This window comes from Mycobacterium syngnathidarum (assembly GCF_001942625.1).
GTDB classification, from domain to species: Bacteria; Actinomycetota; Actinomycetes; order Mycobacteriales; family Mycobacteriaceae; genus Mycobacterium; species Mycobacterium syngnathidarum.
In genome coordinates, this window is the sequence record NZ_MLCL01000039.1 from 1 (window position 1) to 25,489 (window position 25,489).

The window sequence follows — 25,489 nt, forward strand, 5'->3', positions numbered from 1 at the left end:
GCTGGATCGCCCTCATCGCCGTCTTGAACACGGTTGTGCCCCAGCTCGAAGAGGTGGGCAAGATGCGGTCGGTGTCGATGACGCCGGACGAGGCGCCGTCGATGATCGCGATGAAGCGCGTCGGCGAAGTGTTCCAGGAGTTCAAGTCCAACAGCTCGGTCATGATCGTGCTCGAGGGCGACCAGCCGCTGGACATCAAAGCGCACGACTTCTACGACGAGATCATCGACAAGCTCGAGGCCGACGACAAGCACGTCGAGCACGTCCAGGATTTCTGGGGCGATCCGCTGACTGCCTCCGGCGCCCAAAGCGCGGACGGCAAGGCCTCGTATGTTCAGGTCTACACCGCCGGTAACCAAGGCGAGGCGCTGGCCAACGAATCGGTCGAGGCCGTCCAGGCGATCGTCGAGAGTGTCACCCCGCCGCCCGGGGTCAAGGCCTACGTCACCGGGCCGGCCGCACTGGCGGCCGACCAGCACATCGCCGGTGACCGCAGCGTACGGATCATCGAGGCGCTGACCTTCACCGTCATCATCATCATGCTGCTGCTGGTCTACCGGTCAGTGGTGACAGTGCTCCTCACTCTGGTCATGGTGGTGTTGTCCCTGTCCGCGGCCCGCGGCGTCGTCGCCGCGCTGGGCTACTACAACATCATCGGGCTCTCGACATTCGCCACCAACCTGCTGGTGACATTGGCGATCGCGGCCTCCACCGACTATGCGATCTTCCTGATCGGCCGATATCAAGAGGCCAGAAGTGTCGGTGAAGACCGAGAGTCGGCCTACTACACGATGTTTCACGGCACCGCCCACGTGGTGCTGGGCTCGGGCCTGACGATCGCCGGCGCCACGCTGTGCCTGCACTTCACGCGGCTGCCGTATTTCCGGTCGCTGGGCATCCCGCTGGCCATCGGCATGGTCACCGGTGTTGTCGCCGCACTGACGCTGGGGCCTGCGATCATCTCGGTGGCCAGCCGGTTCGGCAAGACGCTGGAACCCCGGCGCGCCATGCGCACCCGCGGGTGGCGCAAGATCGGTGCCGCGGTGGTGCGCTGGCCCGGACCGATCCTGGTCGCCACCATCGCACTGTCGCTGGTCGGCCTGTTGACCCTGCCCGGGTACCAGACCAATTACAACGACCGCAAGTACCTGCCGCCGGACCTGCCGGCCAACACCGGCTACGCCGCATCCGATCGGCACTTCTCCCAGGCGCGGATGAACCCCGAGCTGCTGTTGATCGAGAGCGATCACGACCTGCGCAACTCGGCGGACTTCCTGGTCGTCGACCGCATCGCCAAGCGAATCTTCCAGGTGCCCGGCATCTCCCGGGTGCAGGCCATCACGCGCCCGCAGGGAACACCCATCGAGCACACCTCGATCCCGTTCCAGATCAGCATGCAGGGCACCACGCAGATGATGAACATGAAGTACATGCAGGACCGCATGAAGGACATGCTGGTTCAGGCCGACGAGATGCAAAAAACGGTCGACACCATGGAGCGGATGCTCCAGCTGACCAAGGAAATGTCGGACACCACCCACAGTATGGTCGGCAAGATGCACGGCATGGTTGACGATGTCGCCGAAATGCGGGATCACATCGCCGATTTCGACGATTTCTTCCGGCCGATCCGCAACTACCTGTACTGGGAACCACACTGCTTCGACATCCCGATGTGCTGGTCGATCCGGTCGATCTTCGACACCCTTGACGGCATCGACACCATGACCGACGACATCCAGAAGATGATGCCGGACATGGACCGGCTCGATGTCCTCATGCCACGGATGCTCACCATCATGCCGCCCATGATCACCACGATGAAGAACATGAAGAACATGATGCTGACCATGCAGGCCACCATGGGCGGGCTGCAGGATCAGATGGAAGCGTCGATGGAGAACGCGACCGCCATGGGCCAGGCCTTCGACGCATCCAAGAACGACGACTCGTTCTATCTGCCGCCGGAAACCTTCGACAATCCCGACTTCAAGCGCGGCATGAAAATGTTTCTGTCCCCCGACGGGCACGCCGTGCGGTTCATCATCAGCCACGAGGGCGACCCGATGAGCCCCGAAGGCATCTCACACATCGCCGGCATCCAGAACGCCGCCAAGGAGGCGATCAAGGGCACCCCGCTGGAGGGGTCCAAGATCTACCTCGGCGGCACCGCGGCCACCTTCAAGGACATGCAGGAAGGCGCCAACTACGACCTGCTGATCGCCGGAATCGCCGCGCTGTGCCTGATCTTCATCATCATGTTGATCCTCACGCGCAGCGTGGTGGCCGCCGCGGTCATCGTCGGAACGGTGGTGCTGTCCCTGGGCGCATCCTTCGGTCTGTCCGTGCTCATCTGGCAGCACCTGATCGGCCTGGAACTGCACTGGATGGTGATCGCGATGGCCGTCATCGTGCTGCTGGCCGTCGGCGCCGACTACAACCTGCTACTGGTCTCCCGATTCAAAGAAGAGATCCACGCGGGCCTCAACACCGGCATCATCCGCGCGATGGGCGGCACCGGATCGGTGGTCACCTCGGCCGGCCTGGTGTTCGCGTTCACCATGATGTCGATGGCAGTCAGCGAACTGGCCGTGATCGGTCAGGTGGGCACCACGATCGGCCTGGGCCTGCTGTTCGACACCCTGGTCATCCGCTCCTTCATGACCCCCTCCATCGCGGCACTGATGGGCAAGTGGTTCTGGTGGCCGCAGATCGTGCGTCAGCGGCCCCTGCCGGCACCATGGCCCTCCCCCGTCCAGCGCGAGCCGCAGGATTCCCGGGTCTAGTCAGCCTGTTCCAGGCCGGATTTCAGGCTCGACAACTTGAGCGGCCACCGGCGAGCGATCAGATCCCGCACGATGCTGCCCGGCTCGAACCCGTCGTGGGTCACGGTGAGCTCCACCTGATCTCCGACGGCTTCGATGCTCAACGACACCCGTGAGCGCCGTTCTGCCGCGGCTTCGGCAATCGCTTCGCCGCTGAGATCCGGGGCGATCTGCTGGAGTTCAGGCGTGAACCCGTGGAACGTGAAGGCCAACCGCTGATAGGGGTCGGACTCGACGATCACCTGCGCGGAGTCCTCGATCCGAAGTCCGCCCTCGACCCAGGTGTAGGTCGAACCCTTCTGCCAGTCGGACTCGATGGCATGGCCCATGAATCTGCATGAGAACGCCGGATTGGTGACGGCCTGCCACAACCGCTCCGGGGTGGTGCGGATATAGGTCGTGTAGACGAACTCGCCCACCGAGCCGGGGTTCTCCAACACCGTCTTGAGGTCCGACAGGGTCTGCGCCCGCGTGGAGTCATAGCGGTCGATCCAGCGGTCGGCGATGGCATTGATCGGTTCGGCGTTCACGTAGTGCAGCTTTTCCCGGCCTTGCCGGACGGACGTGACCAGATTGGCCGCCTCCAGTATGGCCAGGTGCTTGCTGACCGACTGCCGGGCCATCGACAAGCCGCTGCAGAGCTCGCGCAGGCTCTGTCCGTCCCGGTCATTGAGGCTGTCCAGGAGCAGCCGCCGACTGGGGTCGGCCAGCGCCTTGAATACCTCGTCCACCCTCGCCATCCCCTCAGCCGCGGCCGCGCACCAAACCTCCGTCAATCATGCAGCCAAACGGCTGCCTGTCAACCGGGTCCGATCAGCGAAGACAAGCGATGGAACCGCCGTTGCACACGCCGAACGGGGCCTGTCCAGCCAACCGTCAAGACAGTGCCGACGTTGCCGGCATGAGTCACCCCCGCCCCTCTCTACGGCCGCGGCCGTGGCACGGCGGTCCGCCGATACCCGGGCGGCACCCTTTCCGTGGGATCGATCGAATAGTTCCGAAATACTTGTTACAGCAATATGTTTCGCCGATCGACCGCATGCCGCACGGCGTGAATCCGGCAGGCGAATCACAGCACAAGCCCAGTGCCGCAGCACTATTGGCGATAGTCGAATGCGTACGGCATCGTCCTGGCAAATACGTACCACTGGCAACCGAATTGCCCGCACAGGCAACCACACCCGATCCGTGAAAGCGTGAATCAGTCCATATCCGACACCCCCTGTGAACGGAGTCACATATTTTGCCCGCCCAAAATCCCCTCTGCTAGCGTCCCGCCGCATGTTTGCTATCGCGACGCTTATGGCGCTTGTCCAGCAGGTTTCGGGCACGCCGTACATCTCCGGTGGAGACTCCCCGGCCGGTACGGATTGCTCCGGCCTGGCCTCCTGGGTCAGCAACATGGCCACCGGCCGTCCTGTCTACGGTGACCGCTTCAACACCGGCAACCAGGAGCGGGCCCTGCTGGCCCGTGGCTTCAAGTACGGCAGCCAGCCCGGCGCCCTGGTGATCGGCTGGAACAGCGGCCACACCGCCGTGACCCTCCCGGACGGCACCCCCGTGTCCTCGGGCGAGGGCGGCCACGGCGTGCGGATCGGTGGCGGCGGCGCCTACCAGCGCCAGTTCACCCACCACATGTACCTACCGGTAGAAGCCGCCGCACCGCCGGATGCGCCCGCAGATGCTCCCCTGCCGTTCGGCGCGCCACCGCCGCCCCCAGCCCCGATCAACCCGATGGCCGCCCCGGCTCCCGTTGATCCCTTCGCTCCGCCGCCGCCGGCCGATCCCATGGCCGCCCCGGCCCCGATGGACCCCTTCGCACCGCCGCCACCGGCCGACGCGATCCCGCCCGCCCCGATGGATGGTCCGGCACCGATCGTGCTCGACGTCCCGCCGCCGCCGGCACCCCCGGCGCCCGGCGAACCGGCTCCGGTCGCCATCTGACATCACACCTGTCGGTGGTCAGCGGGCCACGATCGTTCGGATAACGTCTGGATGTGATCGTGCTCCTGCCACCGTCGGAGACCAAACGCACCGGCGGGGACGACCCGCCGGTGCGTTTGGACATTCTGAGCTCTCCGCAGCTCACCCCGCTTCGCCAGTCGCTGATCGACGAATTGGTCGACCTCGCCGGCGACCCGCCCGCGTGCCGCAAGGCTCTGGGCATCTCCGCCGCCCAGGACGCAGAGATCGAGCGCAATGCCGCGCTGTGGCACGCGCCCACGATGCCGGCCATCGAGCGATACACCGGAGTCCTCTACGACGCGCTCGACATCGCATCCCTGCGCGGGACCGCCGCCACGCGCGCCCGCGCCCGGCTGGCAGTCGGATCAGCGTTGTTCGGTCTGCTTCGGGCCGACGATCCCGTACCCGCCTACCGGTTGTCGGCCTCCTCAAAGCTGCCCGGCCAACCCGGCCTGGCCAAACGCTGGCGCCCACTGCTGGAGCCGGCGCTGGCCGGCATCGCGGCCGCGGAGCTGATCGTGGACCTGCGCTCCGGCTCATACGCAGGACTGGGTCGTATCCCCGGCGCCGTCCGCGTGCAGGTTCTGGCCGAACACCCCGACGGGCACCGCAGCGTGGTCAGCCACTTCAACAAGGCCCACAAAGGTCAACTGGCGCGCGCACTGGCCGGCTCCCGGGCCGAGCCCAGCGACGCGGCCGCCGTGGCGGCCATTGCCCGCCGCAGTGGCATGAACGTGGAACGCGACGGAAACGAACTGACCGTCGTGGTGTCAGCCTGACGCGTGCCGGCGTTGCCCGGCACCAGCCGCGCTGACGACCCAAATCGCTTCTGCCTGTGGTGTACTGACATACAGTCGGCCGCCTCACGCGAATCTGATTGTTGCCGAGCTAATTTCAGAACCCCCGCGCGACCGGCCCACGAGGAAAGCAGGTTTCGGCCAATTCCCGGGTGTTGCCCACAGCGCCCTGCCGCGTCGTGCACAATATGAGCTCGCGTCAGCGCCTGTCGCCGTGCCACGCCCACCACACCGCCGTTCCCCGGGAGCAAGCTTGGTCACCCGCCTCGTTTCCACACCGCATCCGACGTATCAGCCGGCTCGCCGTGGACGACATCGGAAGGTACCGGAACGACGTTGGCTACCCGTCGGCATCGGGGTGGCGGCCGCGGCCGTGGTCAGCTCCATGCTGACCGCATTCGTCATCCTCACCACACTCGCCTCCAAATTCTCGGCCAGAGATTCGGTCTACGCCGTCGGGGCCAGGACCTACGAGGTGAAACCGCACCGGCCCCCGCCGCGCAGTTTCGCCGCGCGCGCCGCCGCGGCCCCGGCAGCGACGTTCGCCTCCGACGGATCCGGCTTCGTCGATTCTCAAGCGCGGTGCGCGGACACCCAGACGGCCCGGGCGATCGGGCGTACCGAAAGATCACTGGTGGTGATCTGCCTGGACCGCACCGGCCGGCTGGAGTACCACGGTGTCCGACTCTCCGACAAGGCCGCGCTCGCGGCGTCGGCCGACCTCACGCCGGGCCGCCGGTTCGTCGCACGCAACTACCAGGTCAACTACTCGGTCTCGCCGACCGAGTTGCTCGTCACCTCGGGCAGCGCGGTGCTCAAACGCGAACCGATGGTCGAGTACCGCGAGATCCTGTCCACGCCGGTCGTCATCGCACCGCGGTAGCCGCGTTAAGCTGGCCGCTCATCGGCCACGCGGCGGGAGATCGATGTCCACATTCTGGCGGTACATCCGCATCCAGGCCATGGTGTTCGTCGTCGGTATCGTCGGGCCGATCTTTCTGACCGTTTACTTTGCTGCACAACCAGATCCGACTCTCAAATGGATGTACTTCACGGGTCTGATCATCACCGCGATCGAGGTTCTCATCGCGCTCGAGTTGACCCGCATCAGCAGCCCTCCCGATACCGCCAGTGATCGCCCGGAAGTGATGTGACATGGATTCGTCGTCGGCCTTCGAGCTCGCCCGCACCGATGGGATCGGACAGGCGGCGTTGGCCGCTGCCGGTGAGGTGACCGCCGTCGAGTTGCTCGACGCCGCGATCATCAGGGTCGAGGCGACCCGCAGTCTCAATGCCGTGATCACCGACCTGTTCGACCGGGGTCGGGCCCAGGCCGCTGCCCTCGACGAGTCGGGGGTGCTGCGCGGTGAGCGATCCGGGCCGCTCGCCGGGGTGCCGTTCCTGCTCAAGGATCTCGGAGCGGCGCTGGCGGGCACTCGCGAATCGATGGGCTGCCGCGCTTTTCGCGACCATGTGGCAACTGAAACCGCGTGGACGGTGGACCGCTACCTCGATGCCGGCCTCGTGGTCTTCGGCAAGACCAACACCCCCGAGTGGGGCAACCACTGCACCACCGAGCCCTTGCTGTCCGGTCCCACGGTGAATCCCTGGTCGTCGACCGTCACCCCGGGCGGATCCAGCGGCGGTTCGGCTGCCGCGGTGGCCGCCGGCGTGGTGCCCGCGGCTTCGGGTGGCGACGGTACCGGGTCGATCCGCGTGCCCGCGTCCTGTTGCGGTGTCGTCGGACTCAAGCCTCGACGTGGCCGGTCCTCCTTCGCCCCTGACGGCGGTCACGGACTCGAAGGCCTGGTGAACAGTCACGCGTTGGCCCGAACGGTCCGTGACTGCGCGGCCTTGCTGGACGTCATCGCCGGGACCGCCCCCGGTGATCCCTACAGTGCGGCCGTCGCACCCGTCTCTTTCCTGGACGCGGCCGCCCAGACGCCGTCGGCGCAGCGCATCCTGATTGCCACCTCGTCGCCGTTTCCCACCGACCAAAGCGACCCCGAGGTGGTCTCGGCGGTCGAAGACGCCGGGCGGCTGTTGGAAAGCCTCGGCCACCACGTCACCCCGGGGGCTCCTACGGTCGACCCGGACGTGGTCGCCGACGCCATCGCGGTGCTGCACACCGTCAGTAACGCCCAGTTGCACGAATTGGCCCGGCAACATCTGGGCCGGGCGCCCCGCGAGGACGAGTTCGAGCCGAGCACCTGGGTGATGATCCGCGAGGGCTTCACCACCACCGGACTGGCCTATGCCGGTGCCATCGCCGACATCCACGCCCAGACGCGGCGGTTCGCCGCGGGAATGGCCGGTGGCGATGTGCTGCTGGTGCCGACGCTGCTGACCGGTCCGCCGCCGTACGGGCTGCTGAATCAGCCCCGCGGTACCACCCGGGCGTTCTTCGATGTCGAGTTCGCCAGCACCGGATGGACGGCCTTGGCCAATGTGACCGGTTGGGCTGCCATATCGCTGCCCCTGGGCCAGACGTCGGACGGACTGCCCATCGGGGTGCAGCTGATGGCTCCCGACGAATCGGTCCTGCTCAGCCTGGCCGGCCAACTCGAGCAGGCCGCCCCGTGGGCTGCCCGCACCCCGCCCCGATGGGTGGGCGCTACCGCCGGGACGTAGCCGCATATCCTCTGAGGCGAACTGTGCGCCACTGTGGTGTGCGCAACAGCAGAACAACAGCGCCGACGCCGTCTTCAAAGGAGTGGACAACCTCATGGTTAATCAGCAGCAGGCCGACAAGATGACCACGGGTAAGGGCTTCATCGCCGCGCTCGACCAGAGTGGCGGGTCCACCCCGAAGGCCCTGCGTCTCTACGGGGTCGAGGAGAGCGCCTATTCCTCCGAAGAGCAGATGTTCGACCTGATCCACCAGATGCGCTCGCGCATCATCACCTCGCCGGTGTTCAACGGTGACCGGGTCCTGGCCGCGATCCTGTTCGAGCAGACCATGGACCGCACCATCGAGGGCAAGCCCACCGCGACCTATCTGTGGGAGGACAAGGGCGTGGTGCCGCTGCTCAAGATCGACAAGGGCCTGGCCGATGCGGCCAACGGTGTGCAGGTGATGAAGCCGATGCCCGGCCTGGACGATCTGCTGGCGCGTGCGGCGAAGAACGGCATCTTCGGTACCAAGGAGCGTTCGGTGATCGGCGCGGCGGACGCCGAAGGCATCGCAGCGGTGGTCGCCCAGCAGTTCGAGGTCGCCAAGCAGGTTTTGTCGCACGGCCTGATCCCGATCATCGAGCCCGAGGTGACCATTTCGATCTCCGACAAGGCCGAGGCCGAGGAGCTGCTGCGCGGCGAGATCGCCAAGAACCTCGATGCGCTGCCGGCCGATCAGAAGGTGATGCTCAAGCTGACCCTGCCCACCCAGACCAACCACTACCAGGCGCTGGTCGAGCACCCCAAGGTGATGCGGGTGGTGGCGCTGTCCGGTGGCTACTCGCGCGACGAGGCCAACAAGCTGCTGGCCGCCAACACCGGCGTGATCGCCAGCTTCAGCCGCGCGTTGACCGAGGGTCTGTCGGCACAGCAGAGCGACGACGAGTTCAACGCCACGTTGGACAAGTCCATCCAGTCGATCTACGACGCGTCCGTCGCGGGCTAGTCGCGGAACCGGCGAGGCGCGCGCAGATGGTCATCCCGATCGATCGCCCCAAACTGGAGGGCAATGTCGCCGTGGGCGACGGCCGGCAGCTCGGCTTCGCCGAGTTCGGGGATCCGCAGGGCCGCGCAGTCTTCTGGCTGCACGGCACCCCAGGTGCCCGCAGGCAGATCCCGACCGAGGCCCGGATCTACGCCGAGCGGAACCACATCCGGCTGATCGGGGTGGACCGGCCCGGCATCGGTTCGTCCACCCCGCACCAGTACGACCGGGTGCTGGATTTCGGTGACGACCTGCGCACCATCGCCGACACCCTGGGCATCGACAAGATGGCCGTCATCGGCTTGTCCGGCGGCGGGCCCTACACGCTGGCCACCGCGGCCGCCATGCCCGACCGGGTGGTGGCGGCCGGGGTGCTCGGCGGCGTGGCGCCGATGGTGGGCCCCGACGCGATCAGCAGTCCGCTGATGCAGCTCGGTGCGGCGGTCGCCCCGATCCTGGAGGTGGCCGGCGCACCGATCCGGTTGGCCGCCTCCGGGCTGATCCGGCTGATCCGTCCGGTCGCGTCGCCCGCGCTGGAGATCTACGCGCGGATCTCCCCCGAGGGCGACCGGCGCATGCTGGGCCGCCCCGAGTTCAAGGCGATGTTCCTCGACGATCTGCTCAACGGCAGCCGCAAGCAGCTGGCCGCGCCGTTCTACGACATCGTGGTGTTCGAGCGTGACTGGGGTTTCCGGCTTGACGAGGTCAGGGTTCCGGTGCGCTGGTGGCACGGCGACCACGACCACATCGTGCCGTTCGCACACGGTCAGCACGTGGTCTCCCGGTTGCCCGATGCGGTGATGACCGAGCTGCCCTACGAGAGCCACCTCGGCGGGCTGGGCTGCGCCGAGGAGATCATGGGCACGATGATCTCCATGTGGGACAAGACGAAGTAACACCCACCTCGCCCGGGGGTTGACCTCAACCATTGTTGAGGGTCGAGGCTGGGGTCATGACAAACTCGATGACCCAGATCCGGTCCGACCTGTGGGAAACCCGTACCGACACACCGTTTCCCGGTCTGACGACGCACTCCTACCTGTGGACGTCGGGCGGGCACAACGCGCTGTTCTACTGCCCGGCCGGCGACGCAGACTTCGCCACGCTGGAGTCGCTCGGCGGTGTCGACGACCACTATCTGTCCCACCAGGACGAGGCCGGCCCGATGCTGGCCCGAATCGCCGAACACTTCGGTTCCCGGTTGCATGCGCCCGCGGCCGAACGCGAGACGATCGGTCGGCACAGCCCGATCGACGTACCGCTGTCGTCCCGCCATGTCGATGACCGCGGCGTCGAGGTGATCCCCACCCCCGGTCACACTCCCGGCAGCACGAGCTATCTGGTCAAGGGCGCCCAGGGCCGGTACCTGTTCACCGGGGACACCATGTTCGTCGCCGCCGACGGTCGGTGGTCGACGTTCGTGATTCCCGGCATCGGCGATGCCGGGGCCATGGCCGACAGCCTGCACGTGCTGGCGAGCCTGCAGCCCGATGTCGTCATCTCCAGCGCATACGGGGCGCGTGCGGTCACGCCCCTCGACGAAGGCACGTGGCCGGCCTGCGTGGAGGAAGCATTGCAATCGGTGCCGGTGCCCGGCTGACGTTCGAGTAGCGCACTACTCTAGGCCCGGCCCCGGCCGGCTCCGATACTTCGAACAACTGGCGACATGCCAGCGGTCCGGAGGTCGGCTATGGCAACGATCGGCAAACACGCGGTAGTGCTGGGCGCGAGCATGGGAGGTCTGCTGGCGGCCCGCGCGCTGGCCGATTTCTTCGACACCGTCACACTCGTCGAGCGCGACAACCTACCCGACGGCCCGGCTCAACGGCGCGGCGTCCCGCAAGGACGGCACGCCCACGGACTGCTCAGCGGCGGCCTGGAGGCGATGGCCGAACTGTTTCCCGGGCTCCCAGAGGACCTGGCCGCCGACGGTGCGACGGTGCTGGACGGGACGAACCTGGCCCTCGTCTCACTGACATTCGGCGGCCATCGACTCAACCTCAACGGGCAGCAGTCCAAACCGATCGCCTCGTATCTGGCCAGCCGACCGTTCCTGGAGGCACACGTGCGCGACCGGGTGCGCGCCATCGACAACATCCGGATCCTCGACCGGCACGAGGCCGTCGAGTTGTTGATGGACGACACCCGCCGGGTGAACAGCGTTCTGGTGACCGCCCGAGACGGTGGCACCGGAGCGGCGATCGCGGCCGACCTGATCGTCGACGCGATGGGCCGTGCCGGACGCACACCAGCGTTCCTGGAGAGCGCGGGATTCGGGCGTCCGGCCGAGGACCGAATCACGGTGCAGGTGGCCTATTCCAGCCAGTTGCTGCGTTTTGCCGGCGACGCGCCACACGATCGGCTCACCCTTGTCGGACCGGTTCCCGAAAGAACCTGTGGGGGTTCACTGTTCGCCTACGAAGACAACACCTGGCTGCTCACTACGGCAGGAATGAACGGGCAGGAACCACCGGCGGATCTGGACGGGATGATCGGGTTCATCGAGAATCTGTTCCCGGTTGACACGGTCGAAGCCTTACGCAACGCCCAACCACTCGGTCCGCCGGCGACTTTCCGCTATCCCGCGAGCGTCCGGAGGCGCTATGAGCGCATGCCACGCTTCCCCGAAGGCCTGCTGGTGTTCGGCGATGCGATCTGCAGCTTCAATCCGGTGTACGGGCAAGGAATGTCGGTGGCCGCGCTCGAGGCGCTGGCCTTGCGCGATTGCCTGGCCCGCGGAGCCGACGAACTGGGCCGTAGATTCCTGCGCGCCGCCGCCGGCTGCGTCAACACGGCATGGCAGATGGCGTGCGGCGCCGATCTTGCCCTGCCGCAGATACCCGGCCCCCGACCCGCTTCGATGCGGCTGACCAACTGGTACACCGAGCGGGTGCTCACCGCCGCCGAAGACGACCCGGTGGTTACCGAGGCGTTCTTCCGGGTGATGAACCTGGTGGATCGACCCGGCCGACTGTTCCATCCGTCCGTGGTGCGCCGGGTGGCGGCCGGCTCCCGACGGCGCCGCACGCAACAGCCGGCGACCGACAGAGCCGCCGTGGTGCGAACCTGAGATCGTTCGGCTATTCGCTGATTCCGGCGAGGGCGCGGCGCAGCAGGTGCATGGCCACCGTCGTGGACCGCTCCCGGATGTCGGAACGATTGCCCGGCAGTCGCAGGGTGCGGGTGATCGCCGTCGAACCCGACCGGACCGCGAAACACACGGTGCCGACCGGCTTTTCCGGGCTACCGCCATCCGGGCCGGCGATACCACTGATGGCCACCGCGGTATCGGCGCCGAAATGGTGCAACGCGCCGGTGACCATCGATTCGACCACTGGTTCGGAGACCGCTCCGTGCTCGGTGATCAGAACCGGATCGACGTTCAGCAGTTCGGCTTTGGCTTCGTTCGAATAGCTGACCACCCCGCCCGCGAAGTATTCCGAGCAGCCGGGGATGTCAGCCAGTCGAGCGGCCAGCAACCCAGCGGTGCAGGATTCCGCGGTGGCGATTCGATGTCCGGCCAACAAGCCGGACACCTGCTCGTCGACGGTGGTGCCATCCTCGGAGTACAGCGCCGCACCGTGCCGGTCGCGCAGCAACGTCAGCAGGGCCTGGTAGGCCGGCGCCGAGTCAGGCTCGTATCGGGTGACGATCTCGAGTTCGCCGCGGCGCAGGCAGGTGGTGATCTCAAGCGCGTCGAAACCCGCGATCGTGCCCTCGGCGTCACGCAGCGTCTCGGCCAGACCGGACTCAGCCAGGCCGAACATCCGCACCATCTCCTGGCGGTAGCGGGTGCGGCCCGAAATCGCCTGCTGCACAGCTTCGGTGCAGACCGCAGCGCGCCACATCGGCTGCAACTCCCGCGGCGGGCCGGGCAGCACGACCACCGTCGGGTTGCCGTCCACGACGACGCCGGGAGCGGTGCCGACCGGCGCGAGAACCTCGGCACCGGCCGGCACCATGGCCTGCTTGCGGTTGGCGGCGCGCACCGCATCGAAATCCACGCCCGGACGGTCACCGATCAGCTTGCGCAGGATCGCGGCGATGCGCTCCTCCATGGCCGCGTCGAGAACGAGTTCGTGGCCGCTGAACTCGGCGACGGTCGCCACGGTCAGATCGTCGGCCGTCGGCCCGAGGCCGCCACTCGTCACGATCAGGTCCACACCTTCGGCGGCCAGGAATCGCAGCTGGGCCGCGATGTCTCGGGGACGGTCGCCACAGATGGTGATGTGCGCGAGTTCCACCCCGAGCTCGAGCAGCTGGTCGGCCAGCCACGGACCGTTGCGGTCCTGGACCCTTCCGGTGAGTACTTCGGTTCCGGTAACGACGATGCCTGCACGTGCGCTCACCAGGTGAACACTACGCAAGGCGCCCGGCGGTCAGGCTCAGAAGCTGTAGCCCAATTCGGCAGGCACGTCACTGGCGAAGGCTGCGCCGAGCTGCCGCACTGCCTCTGAATCCTTGCTGCGCAACCGGTTCGCGGCGACGAAAGTCTCGGGCCGGTGGCTGCCCAGGTACAGACTGCCCAGTACGTCGAGGCCGAGCTCGATGTCGGCGGCTGCCTCGGTGGGCGTACACCGGGCCTGGCCGTCGCGAATCTCCAGGGCGAAGCGTCCACCGTCACCGCGGAAACCATCGGCCACCTCCAGCACGGTCTCGAGATCGGCCTGATACCTGCGTCCCTCGAGGGCAACCGGGATGTTCATGATCCGGACCCACAGATCGTCGCTGCTCGAGGTCACCCTTGCCAGCCGTGGGTTGGTCAGCAGGTACGGCAGGGCGTCGCCGGGATGGGTCCAGATGCTCACCTTCTCCATCAGGTCCATGCCCAGCAGAGCGCGCCACAGTGCGATGTAGGCATCCGTGGTCACCGCGGTGACTTCGCGTACCCGCAGCGACCTGGACTCCTCGCCGTGCACCCGGTACAGCGCGTAGCCGTCCGGGTGAAGGAACGCGAACCACTCAGACCCTCCGTCGCGGGTGTTCTCCCGATCGGCCAGGACGTCGTCCCACAGCGCCGTCGGGCAGGCCAGGCCGCCCGGCGTCCGCTGCCGCCAGCGCTCGTAGATCTCGGCGAACCTGTCACGGTGCTCAGCGGGTTTGACCAGGCGCACGCCGCCCGGGTCCGGGACGCCGGCATGGAACTGGGCGAACCTGCGGTCGATCGTCATCAGGTGCACGGTGGTGGCGGGACCGTAGCCGAACCGGCCGTAGATTCCGCCTTCGCTCGCGGTGAGCGCCGCGATGGGGTATTGCGCATCGGCGATCCGCTGGTGCAACTCGGTGTACATCGAGCGCAGGATCCCGCGCCGCCGATGGGTGGGAGCGACGGCCACATAGCTGATGCCGGCCGCGGGCAGCGGTGCCCCGCCCGGGACGGTGAGTGTGAGATCGAGGTAGATCGACTGCCCGACGATGTCCCCGTCGGTGCCACCGGCACGCATCACCACGCCGCCGCCGGGCGGCACCATCTGCTGCCACGCCGCCATCGATTCGGGATGGTTGACCTCACCGAACGCGGTGTTGCCGAGCAGTGCCATGCCCGCCCAGTCGGACTCGGTGACGGTATGCAGCGCGAGCGTGCCTGCCGGGGTATCCGCGTTGTCGATCACGGAATCCGACAGTGCCACACCGTCACCGGTCGATGCGACCGATTTTCGGCCCGCATGATCGGGCCGACGGGCGACTCAGCGCTTGAGCCACCCGTTCAAGGTCGCCAGTTCGCGGGTGTAGGTGGTCATGATGTCGTCCTGGTACAGCGTCGCGCCACTGATCTTGTCGGAGCCCTGCCACACCACCCTGATGCGGTTGGTACCGCGCTGGTAGACGTCCACCCGGTCGACGTCACGGTGCAGCCATCCGCCGCTTTCGGCCAGCTGGCTGATCTCATGGCGCTCATCGGTTGTGGTCATCACCCGATCCTATCGTCGGGCCCGTTGGTCGATCGGCACCACCGTCGGCGCACTGTTGTAGCCGCTGACCCGGACCCAGTTCGCGGCGCGGGCGGTGCCCGCGGAGGGTGGCTGCTCCGTTCCGGTCACCGTGCCGGTCAGCTCCACCGTCTCCCCCGGGTAGACGGTCACGTAGTTGTCGGAGTATTCGATCGGCAGGATCTCGTCACCGTCTTCAGTGGTGGTGATCTCGACACGTTCGAAGAACGCGAGCCGGCGGCCGGGATTGTGCAGCCGGATCTGCACCTTGGCGTCGCCGGCCGATTCGGTCCGGTGCGCACTCACCTGCAGGCGCGCCGGTGCCATGGTGTTCAGCGGGGTCATGTCGGCCCAGCTGCTCTGTACAAGGTCGAACGCCTGGTCGTTGACCGGAGGTCCGACGTCGTCGAGGTGCTGCGACTGCCAGTAAGTGTTGTCGGCGACCACAGCACCGTCCTCGTCGATCAGTTCAGCGCGGACGAACACCACCGGCGAGTCGCCGTCCGGTCGGGGCAGGGACAACCCGGGCACGACACCGTTGGAGGGGACCGCAGGTACCTCGGCGCTCCGGTCGTCACGCATCCGGCCGGTCAGGTCATAGACCCGGACCCGCACCCGCAGGCCGGTCCGCTCCTGCGGGGACTGGTTGACCACACTGACGTGGGCGGTGTCGTGATCTCCGGTGGCGTAGGAATCGAACACCACCGAAAGCGGCCTCAGCCCCTTCTTTGCCCCGTAGTAGGCGCCGCCGGGCCGCAGGTAGTAGTCGAAGAGGTGGCCGAAGAACGACGGCCAGTGATTGTTGAGCATCCAGTAGATGGTCATCTTGTGGTTGTCCCACCCGCCGGCCGCGAACGCCTCGAACTGGGCGCGGGTGGACTCGTAATGCGCAAGTTGCGCCTTGCGCGCGAATTCCTCTGCGCTGCGCGAGGATCCGTAACGCTGCATCACCGCGGTCCGGATGCTCTCCAGGGCGGCGTTGCTCGGGTTGGCCCCGGCGTGGAAGTACCACGCGTCGTTGATGGGCCAGAGCTTGTCGGGCGGGATGAATTTCTGCAGGCTGGCGAACGGCGGGATGTGCTCGTTGTCACCCTGTTCGGCGTTGGAGCCGCGGGTGGCCTGATACCGGCCGCTGAACCAGTAGCTCGGCGGGCGCCAGGTGTAGGGGCCGGCCATGTGGATGCCGTCCCAGTCAGGTTCCCCGTTGGCGTCGCGAGCCAGGGACGACACGGTGTCGACGACGGTGTTGGGCCAGTGCAGATCACGCAGTATTTCGTGATAACCCGCGAGCACCGGCGCCGGCGGCTTGCCGTCACTGCCGTTGGCCCACAGGAACGCCGACGCGTGCCCGCGCAGCGACAGGATCTGCGAGCGCATGCTCTCGTCGGCCACACGCCGATCCTCGTCGTCCCACTGCGACCACTTCTCCCACTGGTTGCAGCACATCCATCCGTACATCAGGGGGATGCCGAGTTCGTCGGCACGCTCGATGATGTTGTCGCCCGGGAACTTTCCTTCCAGCCGCAGCATGTTCAGTCCCAGGTCCCGGACGTAGCCGAGGATGGCGTCCTCGCGCTGCGGGTCGTACCGGAACAACAGGTCGGGCGTGTATGCCGCGCCCCGGACCAGGAAATCACGGCCGTTGACGGTCAGGTAGAAGCTGCCGCCCCGACCCAGGTCGGGGTACTGCTCGTCGTTGTCGCGGTGCTGTGCCACGGTGCGGATGCCGAATCGGGAATTCAGGGTGTCGGTGGCCCGGCCGTAGCGCAGAAATTCCAGCCGCAGGTCGTACAGGTCGGGCTTGCCCATGGTGTAGGGCCACCACAGGTCCGGGTCGCTTACCCGCAGCGCCGCGAAAGTGTCGGGGTCGAACCGGATTTCCCGGCTCTCCCCCGGCGCCAGGTTGACCGATTGAGACACCGAGATGGAGGGCTTGCCGGGTCGGCTGATGCGGGCCCGCACCACGCCGCGCATCGGCACATCGGCGGTGTTGCGGATATCGGAGTGGACGGCGAGCCGGGCCGAGTCGGTGGCCGGCAGCGGCAGCTCGGTGGTGACCAGCGGGTCACTGAGCACGACCTGGCCCGAGTAGCTCAGGTACACCGGTTTGAAGATCCCCGCATTGCGGTCGGCCACATAGGAATTGCCGCGCAGCGGGTTCTTGCCCGGGCCCTGGTAGCCGATGCGGTTCCAGTTGAGCCAGTCCCACCAGCTGTCGGCGAGCTCGACGCCGTCGATGTCCTGCAGCGACTGCTCGGGTGTCACCTTGACCGCCAGCGTGTTGACCCCGCCGGGGTTGATCCACTCGGTCGCGTCGATCTCGTGGATCGTGTGCATGCCCACCAGCACTGAACTGCCGGCGATCATCGTGCCGTTGAGCCACACCTCGGCGCGGTAGTTGATGCCGGGGAAATCCAGCCGGTAACTCGAGCTACCTCGGGGCGCGGTGAACGTCGTGCGGTACCACCAGTCCTGCCGGAAGAGGTCGTCCGGCACATCGGCCAGGTTGTCCCCGAAATACAGGTCCGGATAGGTGCCGTCGTCCTGCAGGGCCGCGAGCACGGTGGACGGCATCTGTCTGACCGGATGCCAGTCGGCGCTCACCTCGCCGGGTGTGGACATCGCGGCGCCGTCGGCGGTGACGGTACGCGCCGAGGCCAGCTGCCAGCCCTGTGCCAGTTCCATCCGTCCGGAAGGCGGTTCCGGTTGCGCGAACGGCGGGAAATCGGCGGCGCACAGGGAAAAGAGCAGCAGTGCGGCACCGACCAGGCCGACGAAGCCCGTGACGCTCAGGCCGGCGCGGCGATTCCGGGCGGAAATGGGCAGCTCCTCACAGACCGGTCAGGTTGGCACCGTGTCGGCGATTCGATGCCCTGCCAGGTCATTCTGCCGTGGTCGGAACCGCCGCGTACGGGCGGTGCGACTCAGAGCTTGTGCGGGACGTCGTTGACGATGCCGCCGTCCATGACGAACTCGGCGCCCGTGGCGTAACGCGACTCATCGCTGGCCAGGAACACCACGAAGGTCGACACCTCGTCGGGTTGCCCGGGCCGGCCCAGCGGAATGCTCAGCATGTCCTCGGGGAAGTGCTCGGTCATCGGGGTCCGGATGAAGCCGGGGTGGATCGAGTTGACCCGGATCTGCTTGGGTCCCAGTTCCAGCGCCGCGGACTTGGTCAGGCCGCGCACCGCCCACTTGGAGGCGACGTACGGGTGCACCATGGCCGCACCGCGCAGGCCCTCGATGGACGACACGTTGATGATCGAGCCGCCGCCCGCGGCCTTCATCGCCTTGACGCACGCCTGCATCCCCAGGAAGGTGCCGGTCAGGTTGACGTCGATGACCTTCTGCCACTGGGCCATGTCGAACTTGCCGATCTGGCCGAGCGCGACGATCCCGGCATTGTTCACCAGCACATTGAGCAGACCGAACTCCTCGGTCGCCGTCGCGACCGCGGCGTCCCACTGGTCCTCCTGGGTGACGTCGAGATGCACATACCGGACCGAGTCACCGAGCTCGGCGGCCAACGTCTTGCCCTCGTCGTCGAGGATGTCCCCGATCACCACCTTGCCGCCCTCGGCGACCAGAGCGCGCGCGTGCTCGGCGCCCATCCCGCGCGCGCCGCCACTGATTAGTGCCACTTTTCCGTCTACCCGTCCCATGACGGGTGAGGCTACCGCCTGACGCGCAGAATTAGAACCTGTTCCAATTTTGTCGCCGGATCGGCATACTGCGACTAGACCGCACATCTTGAGGAGACCTGTATGGCCATTCGCGTGGCGATCGTCGGAACCGGAAACTGCGGCCGATTGGCCCTGATCCAGCTCATCGACGACCCCCGGTTCGAACTCGTCGCGGTGGGCACCTCGACCGAGGCGAAGGTCGGTCTGGACGCCGGCGAACTGGCCGGGCTGGGCGACGTCACCGGGGTCACCGCCACGCTGGGCATCGATGCCGCGATCGCCGCCAAACCGGACTGCCTGGTGTACTGCGCGATGGGTGACACCCGCCCCATGGAAGCCACCCGCGATGTGATGGCCGCACTGGCTGCCGGGATCAACGTGGTCGGCTCGGCCCCGGGCGGCCTGCAATTCCCCTGGGGCGCCATGCCGGAGAAGGCCATCGCACGGGTGGAAGAAGCTGCTCAGGCGGGCAATTCAAGCGTGTTCATCACCGGTGTCGACCCCGGGTTCGCCACCGACCTGGTGCCGTTCGCGATCGCTGGCACATGTCAGCGCGTCGATCAGATCAAGACCATGGAGATCGCCGACTACGCCACCTATGACGGCAGCGAGGTGATGTCGATCGTCATGGGATTCGGCAATCCGATCGACCAGCCCGGAATGTTGTTTCTCCCCGGAATCCTCAGCGCCGCTTGGGGGACCGCGATCCGGATGCTCGCCGCCGGACTGGGCGTCGAAGTCGAAGACATCACCGAGCACTACGAGTTGGAACCCGCGCCCGAGGACATCGAGGTCGCGACCGGCGTCATCGCCAAGGGCACGGTGGCGGCGATGCGCTTCCAGATCAACGGCATGGTCGGCGGTAAGCCGGTGATCGTCGTCGAACACGTCACCCGGGTGCGTGCGGACCTGCGACCGGACTGGGCGCAACCGGCCCAGCCCGGCGGCTCCTACCGCGTCGAGATCACCGGCGAGCCGTCATATGTCGTGGACATCTGCCCGACCAGCGATCGAGGCGACCACAACCACGCCGCGATCGTGGCGGCGGCCGGGCGCATCGTCAACGCCATCCCCGACGTGGTGGCCGCCGAGCCGGGCATTCGCACCACCCTGGACCTGCCGCTGGTGACCGGCAAGGGACTCCACAAGCTCGGCTAAGCCCCGGGCCGGAGCCGCCGATCCCGACGCCGGCTGCCGGGACGCGGAACCGTGAGCACCGGCCAACCGTGGTCGGTCGCGGCCGAGGCCAGCCCCGGCCTCGGGTTCACGGGCCGCGGATGGCCCACCAACCGCATGAGTGCCCCGTCCTCGTCGCCGTCGGCGTAGAAATAGCAGTGCGCCATGTCGATCTGCTCGGCCCGACAGAACGTCTGTACCGCAATGGCCTTGCGCGCACCCCAGATGATCGGCTCGACGATGCCGCCGGTCAGCCTGCCCTCGCCGTCGGTCACGAAGTGATTGCACAGCACGTGGTCGATCCCGAGGTGTCGCGCGACCGGCTCGGCATGGATGGTCAGAGCCGAGGAGCTCAGCACCACGGTGTGGCCGCGGTCCTGGTGCCGACGCACCACCTCCCGCATGTGCGGATAGACCCGCTGTGCGATCCGGTTCTGGAAGAGGTACTCCCCCAGCTCGTCGAGTTCGAGCAGGGATTCGCCCCGCAGGTACCCGGCGGCCCGCACCAGGAGCCGCTCGAACGGCATCCGGCCGATCCGATAGCGCACGGAGGCTTCGACGATCCCGAGGATCTCGCCGGCAGCAGCCTGCCGCTGCCGAATGCGATGGCCGGCGTGCGCCGTCGCGGTGAATCCGTCCACCAGGGTGCCGTCGAGGTCGAAGAACGCGCCCACCTGCGATCCCCCCGGCCCGGACCCGATTTCCTCGAGTGACTCGGGTGGCGACAAGGTGCGGCCCATGGGGCTACTAAACCAAGCCGCCACGACAATCGGCCAGTCGAGACTAGAAATGGGGCATGGCCCCAACCGCACACTGCATCGGGATCAAGGACGTCGCGGCCGTCATCGCCACCGGACGATTCGAGGAGGCGAGGGCCTGGTACACCCGATTGCTCGACCGCGAACCCGACCTGGAACCCGTTCCGGGAGTCGCCGAATGGCAGCTGACCGCGACCGCGTGGCTACAGGTCGTCACCGATCCTGGCCGCGCCGGGCGATCGGCCGTCAGATGCGGGGTCGACGAACTGGACACCACCGCCGCGTGGCTGCGCGACAACGGTGTCAGTGTCACAGAGCCGCAGGTCATCGCCGACATGGTCGCCGTCATCGATGTCGCCGATCCAGATGGAAATGAGGTGTCGTTCGTGGCCGAGCTCGCGTGAATGTGCCGGGTCCCGGTCCAAAACCACCCATGGTGGTACTAAACTAGAACACGTTTCACTTCTGTCCGGGCCGGATCGGCCGAGGACTCTCAAACCGCACCGTCACTTCAAGGAGTTCCGAATGCACACCGCACTCTGCGACGAGCTGGGGATCGAATTCCCGATCTTCGCGTTCACCCACTGTCGCGACGTTGTCGTGGCCGTCAGCAAGGCCGGCGGTTTCGGCGTCCTGGGCGCCGTGGGCTTCACGCCCGAGCAGCTGGAGATCGAGCTCAACTGGATCGACGAGCACATCGGCGACCACCCCTACGGCGTCGACATCGTCATCCCCAACAAGTACGAGGGCATGGACGCCAACATGTCCGCCGATGAACTCAAGGGCATGCTGCAGTCCCTGGTGCCCCAGGAGCACCTCGAGTTCGCCCGCAAGATCCTCGCCGACCACGGCGTGCCGGTCGAGCACAGCGACGACGATGCGCTGCAGCTTCTCGGCTGGACCGAGGCCACCGCGACCCCGCAGGTGGAAATCGCCCTCAAGCATCCCAAGATGACGCTGATCGCCAATGCGCTCGGCACCCCGCCGCCCGACATGATCAAGCGCATCCACGACGAAGGCCGCAAGGTCGCGGCGCTGTGCGGATCGCCGTCACAGGCCCGCAAGCATGCCGACGCCGGTGTCGACATCATCATCGCCCAGGGCGGCGAGGCCGGTGGGCACAGTGGCGAGGTGGGCTCGATCGTGTTGTGGCCACAGGTGGTCAAGGAGGTCGCTCCGGTTCCGGTGCTGGCGGCCGGTGGTATCGGCAGCGGTCAGCAGATCGCCGCCGCACTTGCACTCGGCGCGCAGGGCGCCTGGACCGGATCCCAGTGGGTCATGGTCGAGGAGTCCGAGCACACCGCGCAGCAGCACGCCGCCTACGCCAAGGCCAGCAGCCGCGACACCGTGCGCAGCCGCTCGTTCACCGGCAAGCCGGCCCGCATGCTGCGCAACGACTGGACCGAAGCGTGGGAGAACCCGGAAAACCCGAAGCCGCTCGGCATGCCGTTGCAGTACATGGTGTCCGGAATGGCCGTGGCCGCCACGCACAAGTACCCGAACGAGAGTGTCGACGTCGCGTTCAACCCGGTGGGTCAGGTGGTCGGCCAGTTCACCAAGGTCGAGAAGACCTCCGCGGTGATCGAACGCTGGGTTCAGGAATACCTGGAGGCCACGGGCACCCTCAACGCCCTCAACGAGGCCGCCGGGGTCTGATCGAGGCCGCCGGCGGCGGGTTCCCCATCGCCGGCGGAGTGACTGGACCCGATCTGGGGTCGACCACCAATTAGGCAATTAGGCCGAGGATTGCGGTCAGCATGTAGCCGCAATCCTCGGCCTTGTCGTCCCCCTGCCGAGGGCATCGCTCGAAGGTGTAGACCGATGCCCGTCGATTATGTATGTTTCTATACATAATCGACGGAAGGCACCCGGTGACCAGTCCTCGTGAACGCATGGTGGCCTCGGCCGCACTGTTGATCCGTGAGCGCGGCGCGCACCCGACTGCGATCGCCGACGTGCTCGCCCACAGCGGCGCACCGCGCGGATCGGCCTATCACTACTTTCCCGGCGGGCGCGGCCAGCTGCTCTGCGAGGCCATCGATTACGCCAGCGATCAGGTGGCCGCACGGATCGACAAGGCCGACAGCGCGGCGGCGTTGCTCGACGCCATGATCGCCGGGTTTCGTAAACAGTTGTCCGCCAGCAATTTCCGAGCCGGCTGCCCGATCGTTGCAGTCGCGGTAGAGGCGGGAGATCCCGGCCCGGCCGAGAACGCCGCACTCGATCGGGCGGGAGCCGCCTTCACCCGGTGGACCGGCCAGATCACCCGCCGGCTGACCGACGACGGAGTGCCCGCCGGGCGCGCCGAGGAACTGGCAACACTGATCATGACTGCCATCGAAGGCGCGGTGGTGATGGCGCGGGCCACTCGCGACGTCAAACCACTCGAGAAGATCCACCGCCAACTTCGTGCACTCCTGCCGGAAGGAACATCGTCATGACCGTCGATCAATGGCAGCCCACCGCATGCATCCTGTGCGAGTGCAACTGCGGCATCGTGGTACAGACCCAAGACCGGGCCATCACCAAGATCCGTGGCGACAAGGACCATCCGGCGTCGCAGGGATACACCTGCAACAAGGCCCTGCGGCTCGATCACTATCAGAGCAGTTCCAACCGGCTCACTTCGCCACTGCGCCGGCGGCCTGATGGCAGTTTCGAGGAGATCGATTGGGACACCGCGATTTCCGAGATCGCCGCAGGCTTCCTGGCCATCAGGGACAACTACGGCGGAGACAAGATCTTCTACTACGGCGGCGGTGGCCAGGGCAATCATCTCGGCGGGGCCTACAGCGGCGCGTTCCTCAAGGCGATCGGCTCGCGGTACCGGTCAAACGCCCTGGCGCAGGAAAAGACCGGTGAGGCATGGGTCGATGCCCACCTGTACGGCGGTCACACCCGCGGCGAATTCGAACACGCCGAGGTCTCGGTGTTCGTCGGCAAGAACCCGTGGATGTCGCAGAGTTTCCCGCGGGCACGGGTGGTGCTCAACGAGATCGCCAAAGATCCCGACCGCGCGATGATCGTGATCGATCCGGTGATGACCGACACCGCCAAGCTGGCCGAATTCCATCTGCGTGTGCGGCCGGGCACCGACGCCTGGTGTCTGGCCGCCATGGCCGCGGTGCTGGTACAGGAAAACCTTTGCGACGAGGACTTTCTGGCCGCCCATGTCAACGGCGTCGAACCCGTCCGCGACGTCCTCGCCGAAGTGCCGGTCAGCGACTACGCGACCCGGTGCGGCGTCGACGAGTCCCTGCTGCGCGCCGCGGTACGCCGGATCGCCGCAGCCGGCAGCGTCGCGGTGTTCGAGGATCTCGGCATTCAGCAGGCCCCCAACAGCACGCTGTGCTCATACCTCAACAAGATGCTGTGGATCCTCACCGGCAATTTCGCGAAACGAGGTGGGCAGCATCTGCATTCGTCGTTCGCCCCGCTGTTCGGCTCGGGTGGGGTCGGCCGCAGCCCGGTCACGGGTGCTCCGGTGATCGCCGGACTGGTGCCGTCGAACGTGGTGCCGCAGGAGATCCTCGGCGACCATCCCGACCGGTTCCGCGCGATGATCGTCGAGAGCAGCAACCCGGCGCACTCGGTGGCCGATTCGGCGGCCGTGCGGGCCGCACTCCAATCGCTGCAACTCCTGGTGGTCGTCGACGTCGCAATGACCGAGACCGCGCGGTTGGCGCACTATGTGCTGCCCGCGGCCAACCAGTTCGAGAAGCCCGAGGCGACGTTCTTCAATCTCGAGTTCCCGCACAACAACTTTCACCTGCGCCATCCACTGTTCGAACCGCTGCCGACAACACTGCCCGAACCCGAGATCTGGGCCCGCTTGGTGCGCGCGATCGGTGCGGTCGACGACGCCGAACTGGACCCGCTGCGCCGCGCTGCCCGTGACGGCCTGGACGCGTACGCCGAGGCGTTTCTCGGGGCGGTCGGCGCCAATCCCGGGCTCGGCCGGGTATTGCCGTACGTGCTCTACGAAACGCTCGGCCCGGTCCTACCGGCCGGCCTGGCCGGGGCAGCCGCACTGTGGGGCCTGGCACAGAAGACCGCGATGACCTATCCCGACGCGGTGCGCCGTGCCGGCCACGCAGACGGCAACGCGCTGTTCGAGGCCATCCTGGCCGGCCGGTCCGGAATCACGTTCACCGTGCACGAGTATCCGGACGACTTCGCCCTGATCACCCACGCGGACCACAAGATCGCGTTGGAGATGCCGGAACTGCTCGATGCCGTGCGGGCCCTGCCGACCACGGCCTCGGCGCTGACCACCGAGGCACTTCCCCTGGTGCTGTCCGCCGGGGAACGGCGTGCCTACACCGCCAACGACATCTTCCGCGATCCCGGCTGGCGCAAGCGGGATGTCAACGGCGCCTTGCGGATCAGCGTCCACGATGCCGAAGTCATCGGCCTGCTCGACGGTGACCTGGCCAGGATCACCACGGCAGCCGGCAGCGCAACGGCCACCGTGGAGGTCAGCGACGCGATGCTGCCCGGGCATATCTCCCTGCCCAACGGGTTCGGGCTGGACTACACCGACGGCGACGGGCGTGCGGTGGCTCCCGGGGTCGCACCCAATGAGCTCACGTCGTCGCAATGGCGCGACGAGTACGCGGGCACGCCGTGGCACAAGCACGTGCCTGCCCGCGTCGACCCCATCAGGGCCGAAAGCATTCCGGGCTGATCAGCTGCCC

22 protein-coding genes are annotated in these 25,489 nt (G+C 67.0%); 15 read left to right on the forward strand and 7 right to left on the reverse strand.

Going from position 1 to position 25,489, the window contains the following annotated elements; genetic code table 11:
• Window positions 1–2,786: MMPL/RND family transporter (locus tag BKG60_RS12230; RefSeq protein ID WP_075909659.1), on the forward strand; the 2,786-nt coding region annotated here is incomplete at its 5' end.
• Here BKG60_RS12230 and BKG60_RS12235 read toward each other — a convergent pair.
• The gene (locus BKG60_RS12235) at window positions 2,783–3,556 is read right to left on the reverse strand and encodes an ArsR/SmtB family transcription factor (RefSeq protein ID WP_070945394.1); all 774 of its coding nucleotides are present in this window, start codon (window positions 3,554–3,556) and stop codon (window positions 2,783–2,785) included. The two genes, BKG60_RS12230 and BKG60_RS12235, sit on opposite strands and share 4 nt — an antisense overlap.
• Window positions 3,557–4,106: 550 nt before the next feature.
• On the opposite strand from BKG60_RS12235, the gene BKG60_RS12240 reads away from it, so the two are divergent.
• The 9 genes from BKG60_RS12240 to BKG60_RS12280 all read left to right on the forward strand — a co-directional run bounded on the left by BKG60_RS12240 (window position 4,107) and on the right by BKG60_RS12280 (window position 12,315).
• Entirely contained in the window at window positions 4,107–4,769 is a 663-nt protein-coding gene (locus tag BKG60_RS12240; RefSeq protein ID WP_070945346.1) for a glycoside hydrolase, read from the forward strand.
• A 53-nt stretch (window positions 4,770–4,822) separates the two neighbouring features.
• A complete protein-coding gene (gene yaaA, locus BKG60_RS12245; RefSeq protein WP_070945345.1) occupies window positions 4,823–5,569 on the forward strand; it encodes a peroxide stress protein YaaA in 747 nt (248 codons plus the stop codon).
• Window positions 5,570–5,840: 271 nt separating this feature from the next.
• Window positions 5,841–6,470, forward strand: coding sequence for a hypothetical protein (locus tag BKG60_RS12250; protein WP_239252919.1), 630 nt, complete (start codon window positions 5,841–5,843; stop codon window positions 6,468–6,470).
• 43 nt (window positions 6,471–6,513) lie between these two features.
• Window positions 6,514–6,741, forward strand: a complete 228-nt coding sequence (locus BKG60_RS12255; RefSeq protein WP_070186934.1) for a hypothetical protein — start codon at window positions 6,514–6,516, stop codon at window positions 6,739–6,741.
• 1 nt (window position 6,742) lies between these two features.
• On the forward strand, window positions 6,743–8,218 hold the full coding sequence (locus BKG60_RS12260; RefSeq protein ID WP_070945343.1) for an amidase: 1,476 nt from the start codon (window positions 6,743–6,745) through the stop codon (window positions 8,216–8,218).
• Window positions 8,219–8,312: 94 nt separating this feature from the next.
• Entirely contained in the window at window positions 8,313–9,206 is an 894-nt protein-coding gene (locus tag BKG60_RS12265) for a fructose bisphosphate aldolase (protein WP_070186957.1), read from the forward strand.
• A gap of 26 nt (window positions 9,207–9,232) precedes the next feature.
• Window positions 9,233–10,141 carry an alpha/beta fold hydrolase gene (locus BKG60_RS12270; protein WP_070186936.1) on the forward strand — a complete coding sequence of 303 codons (909 nt, stop codon included), beginning with the start codon at window positions 9,233–9,235 and terminating at the stop codon, window positions 10,139–10,141.
• Between the two features lie 56 nt (window positions 10,142–10,197).
• On the forward strand, window positions 10,198–10,845 hold the full coding sequence (locus tag BKG60_RS12275) for an MBL fold metallo-hydrolase (protein ID WP_075909660.1): 648 nt from the start codon (window positions 10,198–10,200) through the stop codon (window positions 10,843–10,845).
• 90 nt (window positions 10,846–10,935) lie between these two features.
• Window positions 10,936–12,315: an FAD-dependent oxidoreductase gene (locus BKG60_RS12280; protein WP_070945341.1), complete on the forward strand. Its 1,380-nt coding sequence runs from the start codon at window positions 10,936–10,938 to the stop codon at window positions 12,313–12,315.
• 10 nt (window positions 12,316–12,325) lie between these two features.
• Here the strand turns inward: BKG60_RS12280 and BKG60_RS12285 are convergent, their stop codons facing one another.
• The 5 genes from BKG60_RS12285 to BKG60_RS12305 form a co-directional block, all read right to left on the reverse strand.
• On the reverse strand, window positions 12,326–13,594 hold the full coding sequence (locus tag BKG60_RS12285; RefSeq protein WP_070945340.1) for a competence/damage-inducible protein A: 1,269 nt from the start codon (window positions 13,592–13,594) through the stop codon (window positions 12,326–12,328).
• A gap of 36 nt (window positions 13,595–13,630) precedes the next feature.
• Window positions 13,631–14,857 (reverse strand): enhanced intracellular survival protein Eis, encoded by a 1,227-nt coding sequence (locus BKG60_RS12290; RefSeq protein WP_278185119.1) that lies wholly within the window; start codon window positions 14,855–14,857, stop codon window positions 13,631–13,633.
• A gap of 75 nt (window positions 14,858–14,932) precedes the next feature.
• Entirely contained in the window at window positions 14,933–15,157 is a 225-nt protein-coding gene (locus tag BKG60_RS12295) for a hypothetical protein (protein WP_070186940.1), read from the reverse strand.
• A gap of 9 nt (window positions 15,158–15,166) precedes the next feature.
• On the reverse strand, window positions 15,167–17,860 hold the full coding sequence (locus BKG60_RS12300) for a glycosyl hydrolase 2 galactose-binding domain-containing protein (protein ID WP_239252921.1): 2,694 nt from the start codon (window positions 17,858–17,860) through the stop codon (window positions 15,167–15,169).
• A 239-nt stretch (window positions 17,861–18,099) separates the two neighbouring features.
• A complete protein-coding gene (locus BKG60_RS12305; protein WP_070945338.1) occupies window positions 18,100–18,837 on the reverse strand; it encodes a glucose 1-dehydrogenase in 738 nt (245 codons plus the stop codon).
• Window positions 18,838–18,939: 102 nt separating this feature from the next.
• On the opposite strand from BKG60_RS12305, the gene BKG60_RS12310 reads away from it, so the two are divergent.
• On the forward strand, window positions 18,940–20,016 hold the full coding sequence (locus tag BKG60_RS12310; RefSeq protein ID WP_070945337.1) for an NAD(P)H-dependent amine dehydrogenase family protein: 1,077 nt from the start codon (window positions 18,940–18,942) through the stop codon (window positions 20,014–20,016).
• Here the strand turns inward: BKG60_RS12310 and BKG60_RS12315 are convergent.
• Complete coding sequence (locus BKG60_RS12315; RefSeq protein WP_070186944.1) at window positions 20,013–20,774, reverse strand: HAD family hydrolase; 762 nt, start codon at window positions 20,772–20,774, stop codon at window positions 20,013–20,015. The genes BKG60_RS12310 and BKG60_RS12315 overlap by 4 nt on opposite strands.
• Window positions 20,775–20,830: 56 nt before the next feature.
• Between BKG60_RS12315 and BKG60_RS12320 the strand changes: the two genes are divergently transcribed.
• From BKG60_RS12320 to BKG60_RS12335, 4 genes are all read left to right on the forward strand, one after another.
• Window positions 20,831–21,196: a VOC family protein gene (locus BKG60_RS12320; RefSeq protein ID WP_070945336.1), complete on the forward strand. Its 366-nt coding sequence runs from the start codon at window positions 20,831–20,833 to the stop codon at window positions 21,194–21,196.
• A gap of 121 nt (window positions 21,197–21,317) precedes the next feature.
• Window positions 21,318–22,448, forward strand: coding sequence for a nitronate monooxygenase (locus BKG60_RS12325; protein WP_070945335.1), 1,131 nt, complete (start codon window positions 21,318–21,320; stop codon window positions 22,446–22,448).
• Between the two features lie 215 nt (window positions 22,449–22,663).
• A complete protein-coding gene (locus tag BKG60_RS12330) occupies window positions 22,664–23,233 on the forward strand; it encodes a TetR/AcrR family transcriptional regulator (RefSeq protein WP_070945334.1) in 570 nt (189 codons plus the stop codon).
• A complete protein-coding gene (locus BKG60_RS12335) occupies window positions 23,230–25,479 on the forward strand; it encodes a molybdopterin-dependent oxidoreductase (RefSeq protein ID WP_070186948.1) in 2,250 nt (749 codons plus the stop codon). Before BKG60_RS12330 ends, BKG60_RS12335 begins: the two co-directional genes overlap by 4 nt.
• The last annotated feature ends 10 nt before the right edge of the window (window positions 25,480–25,489 follow it).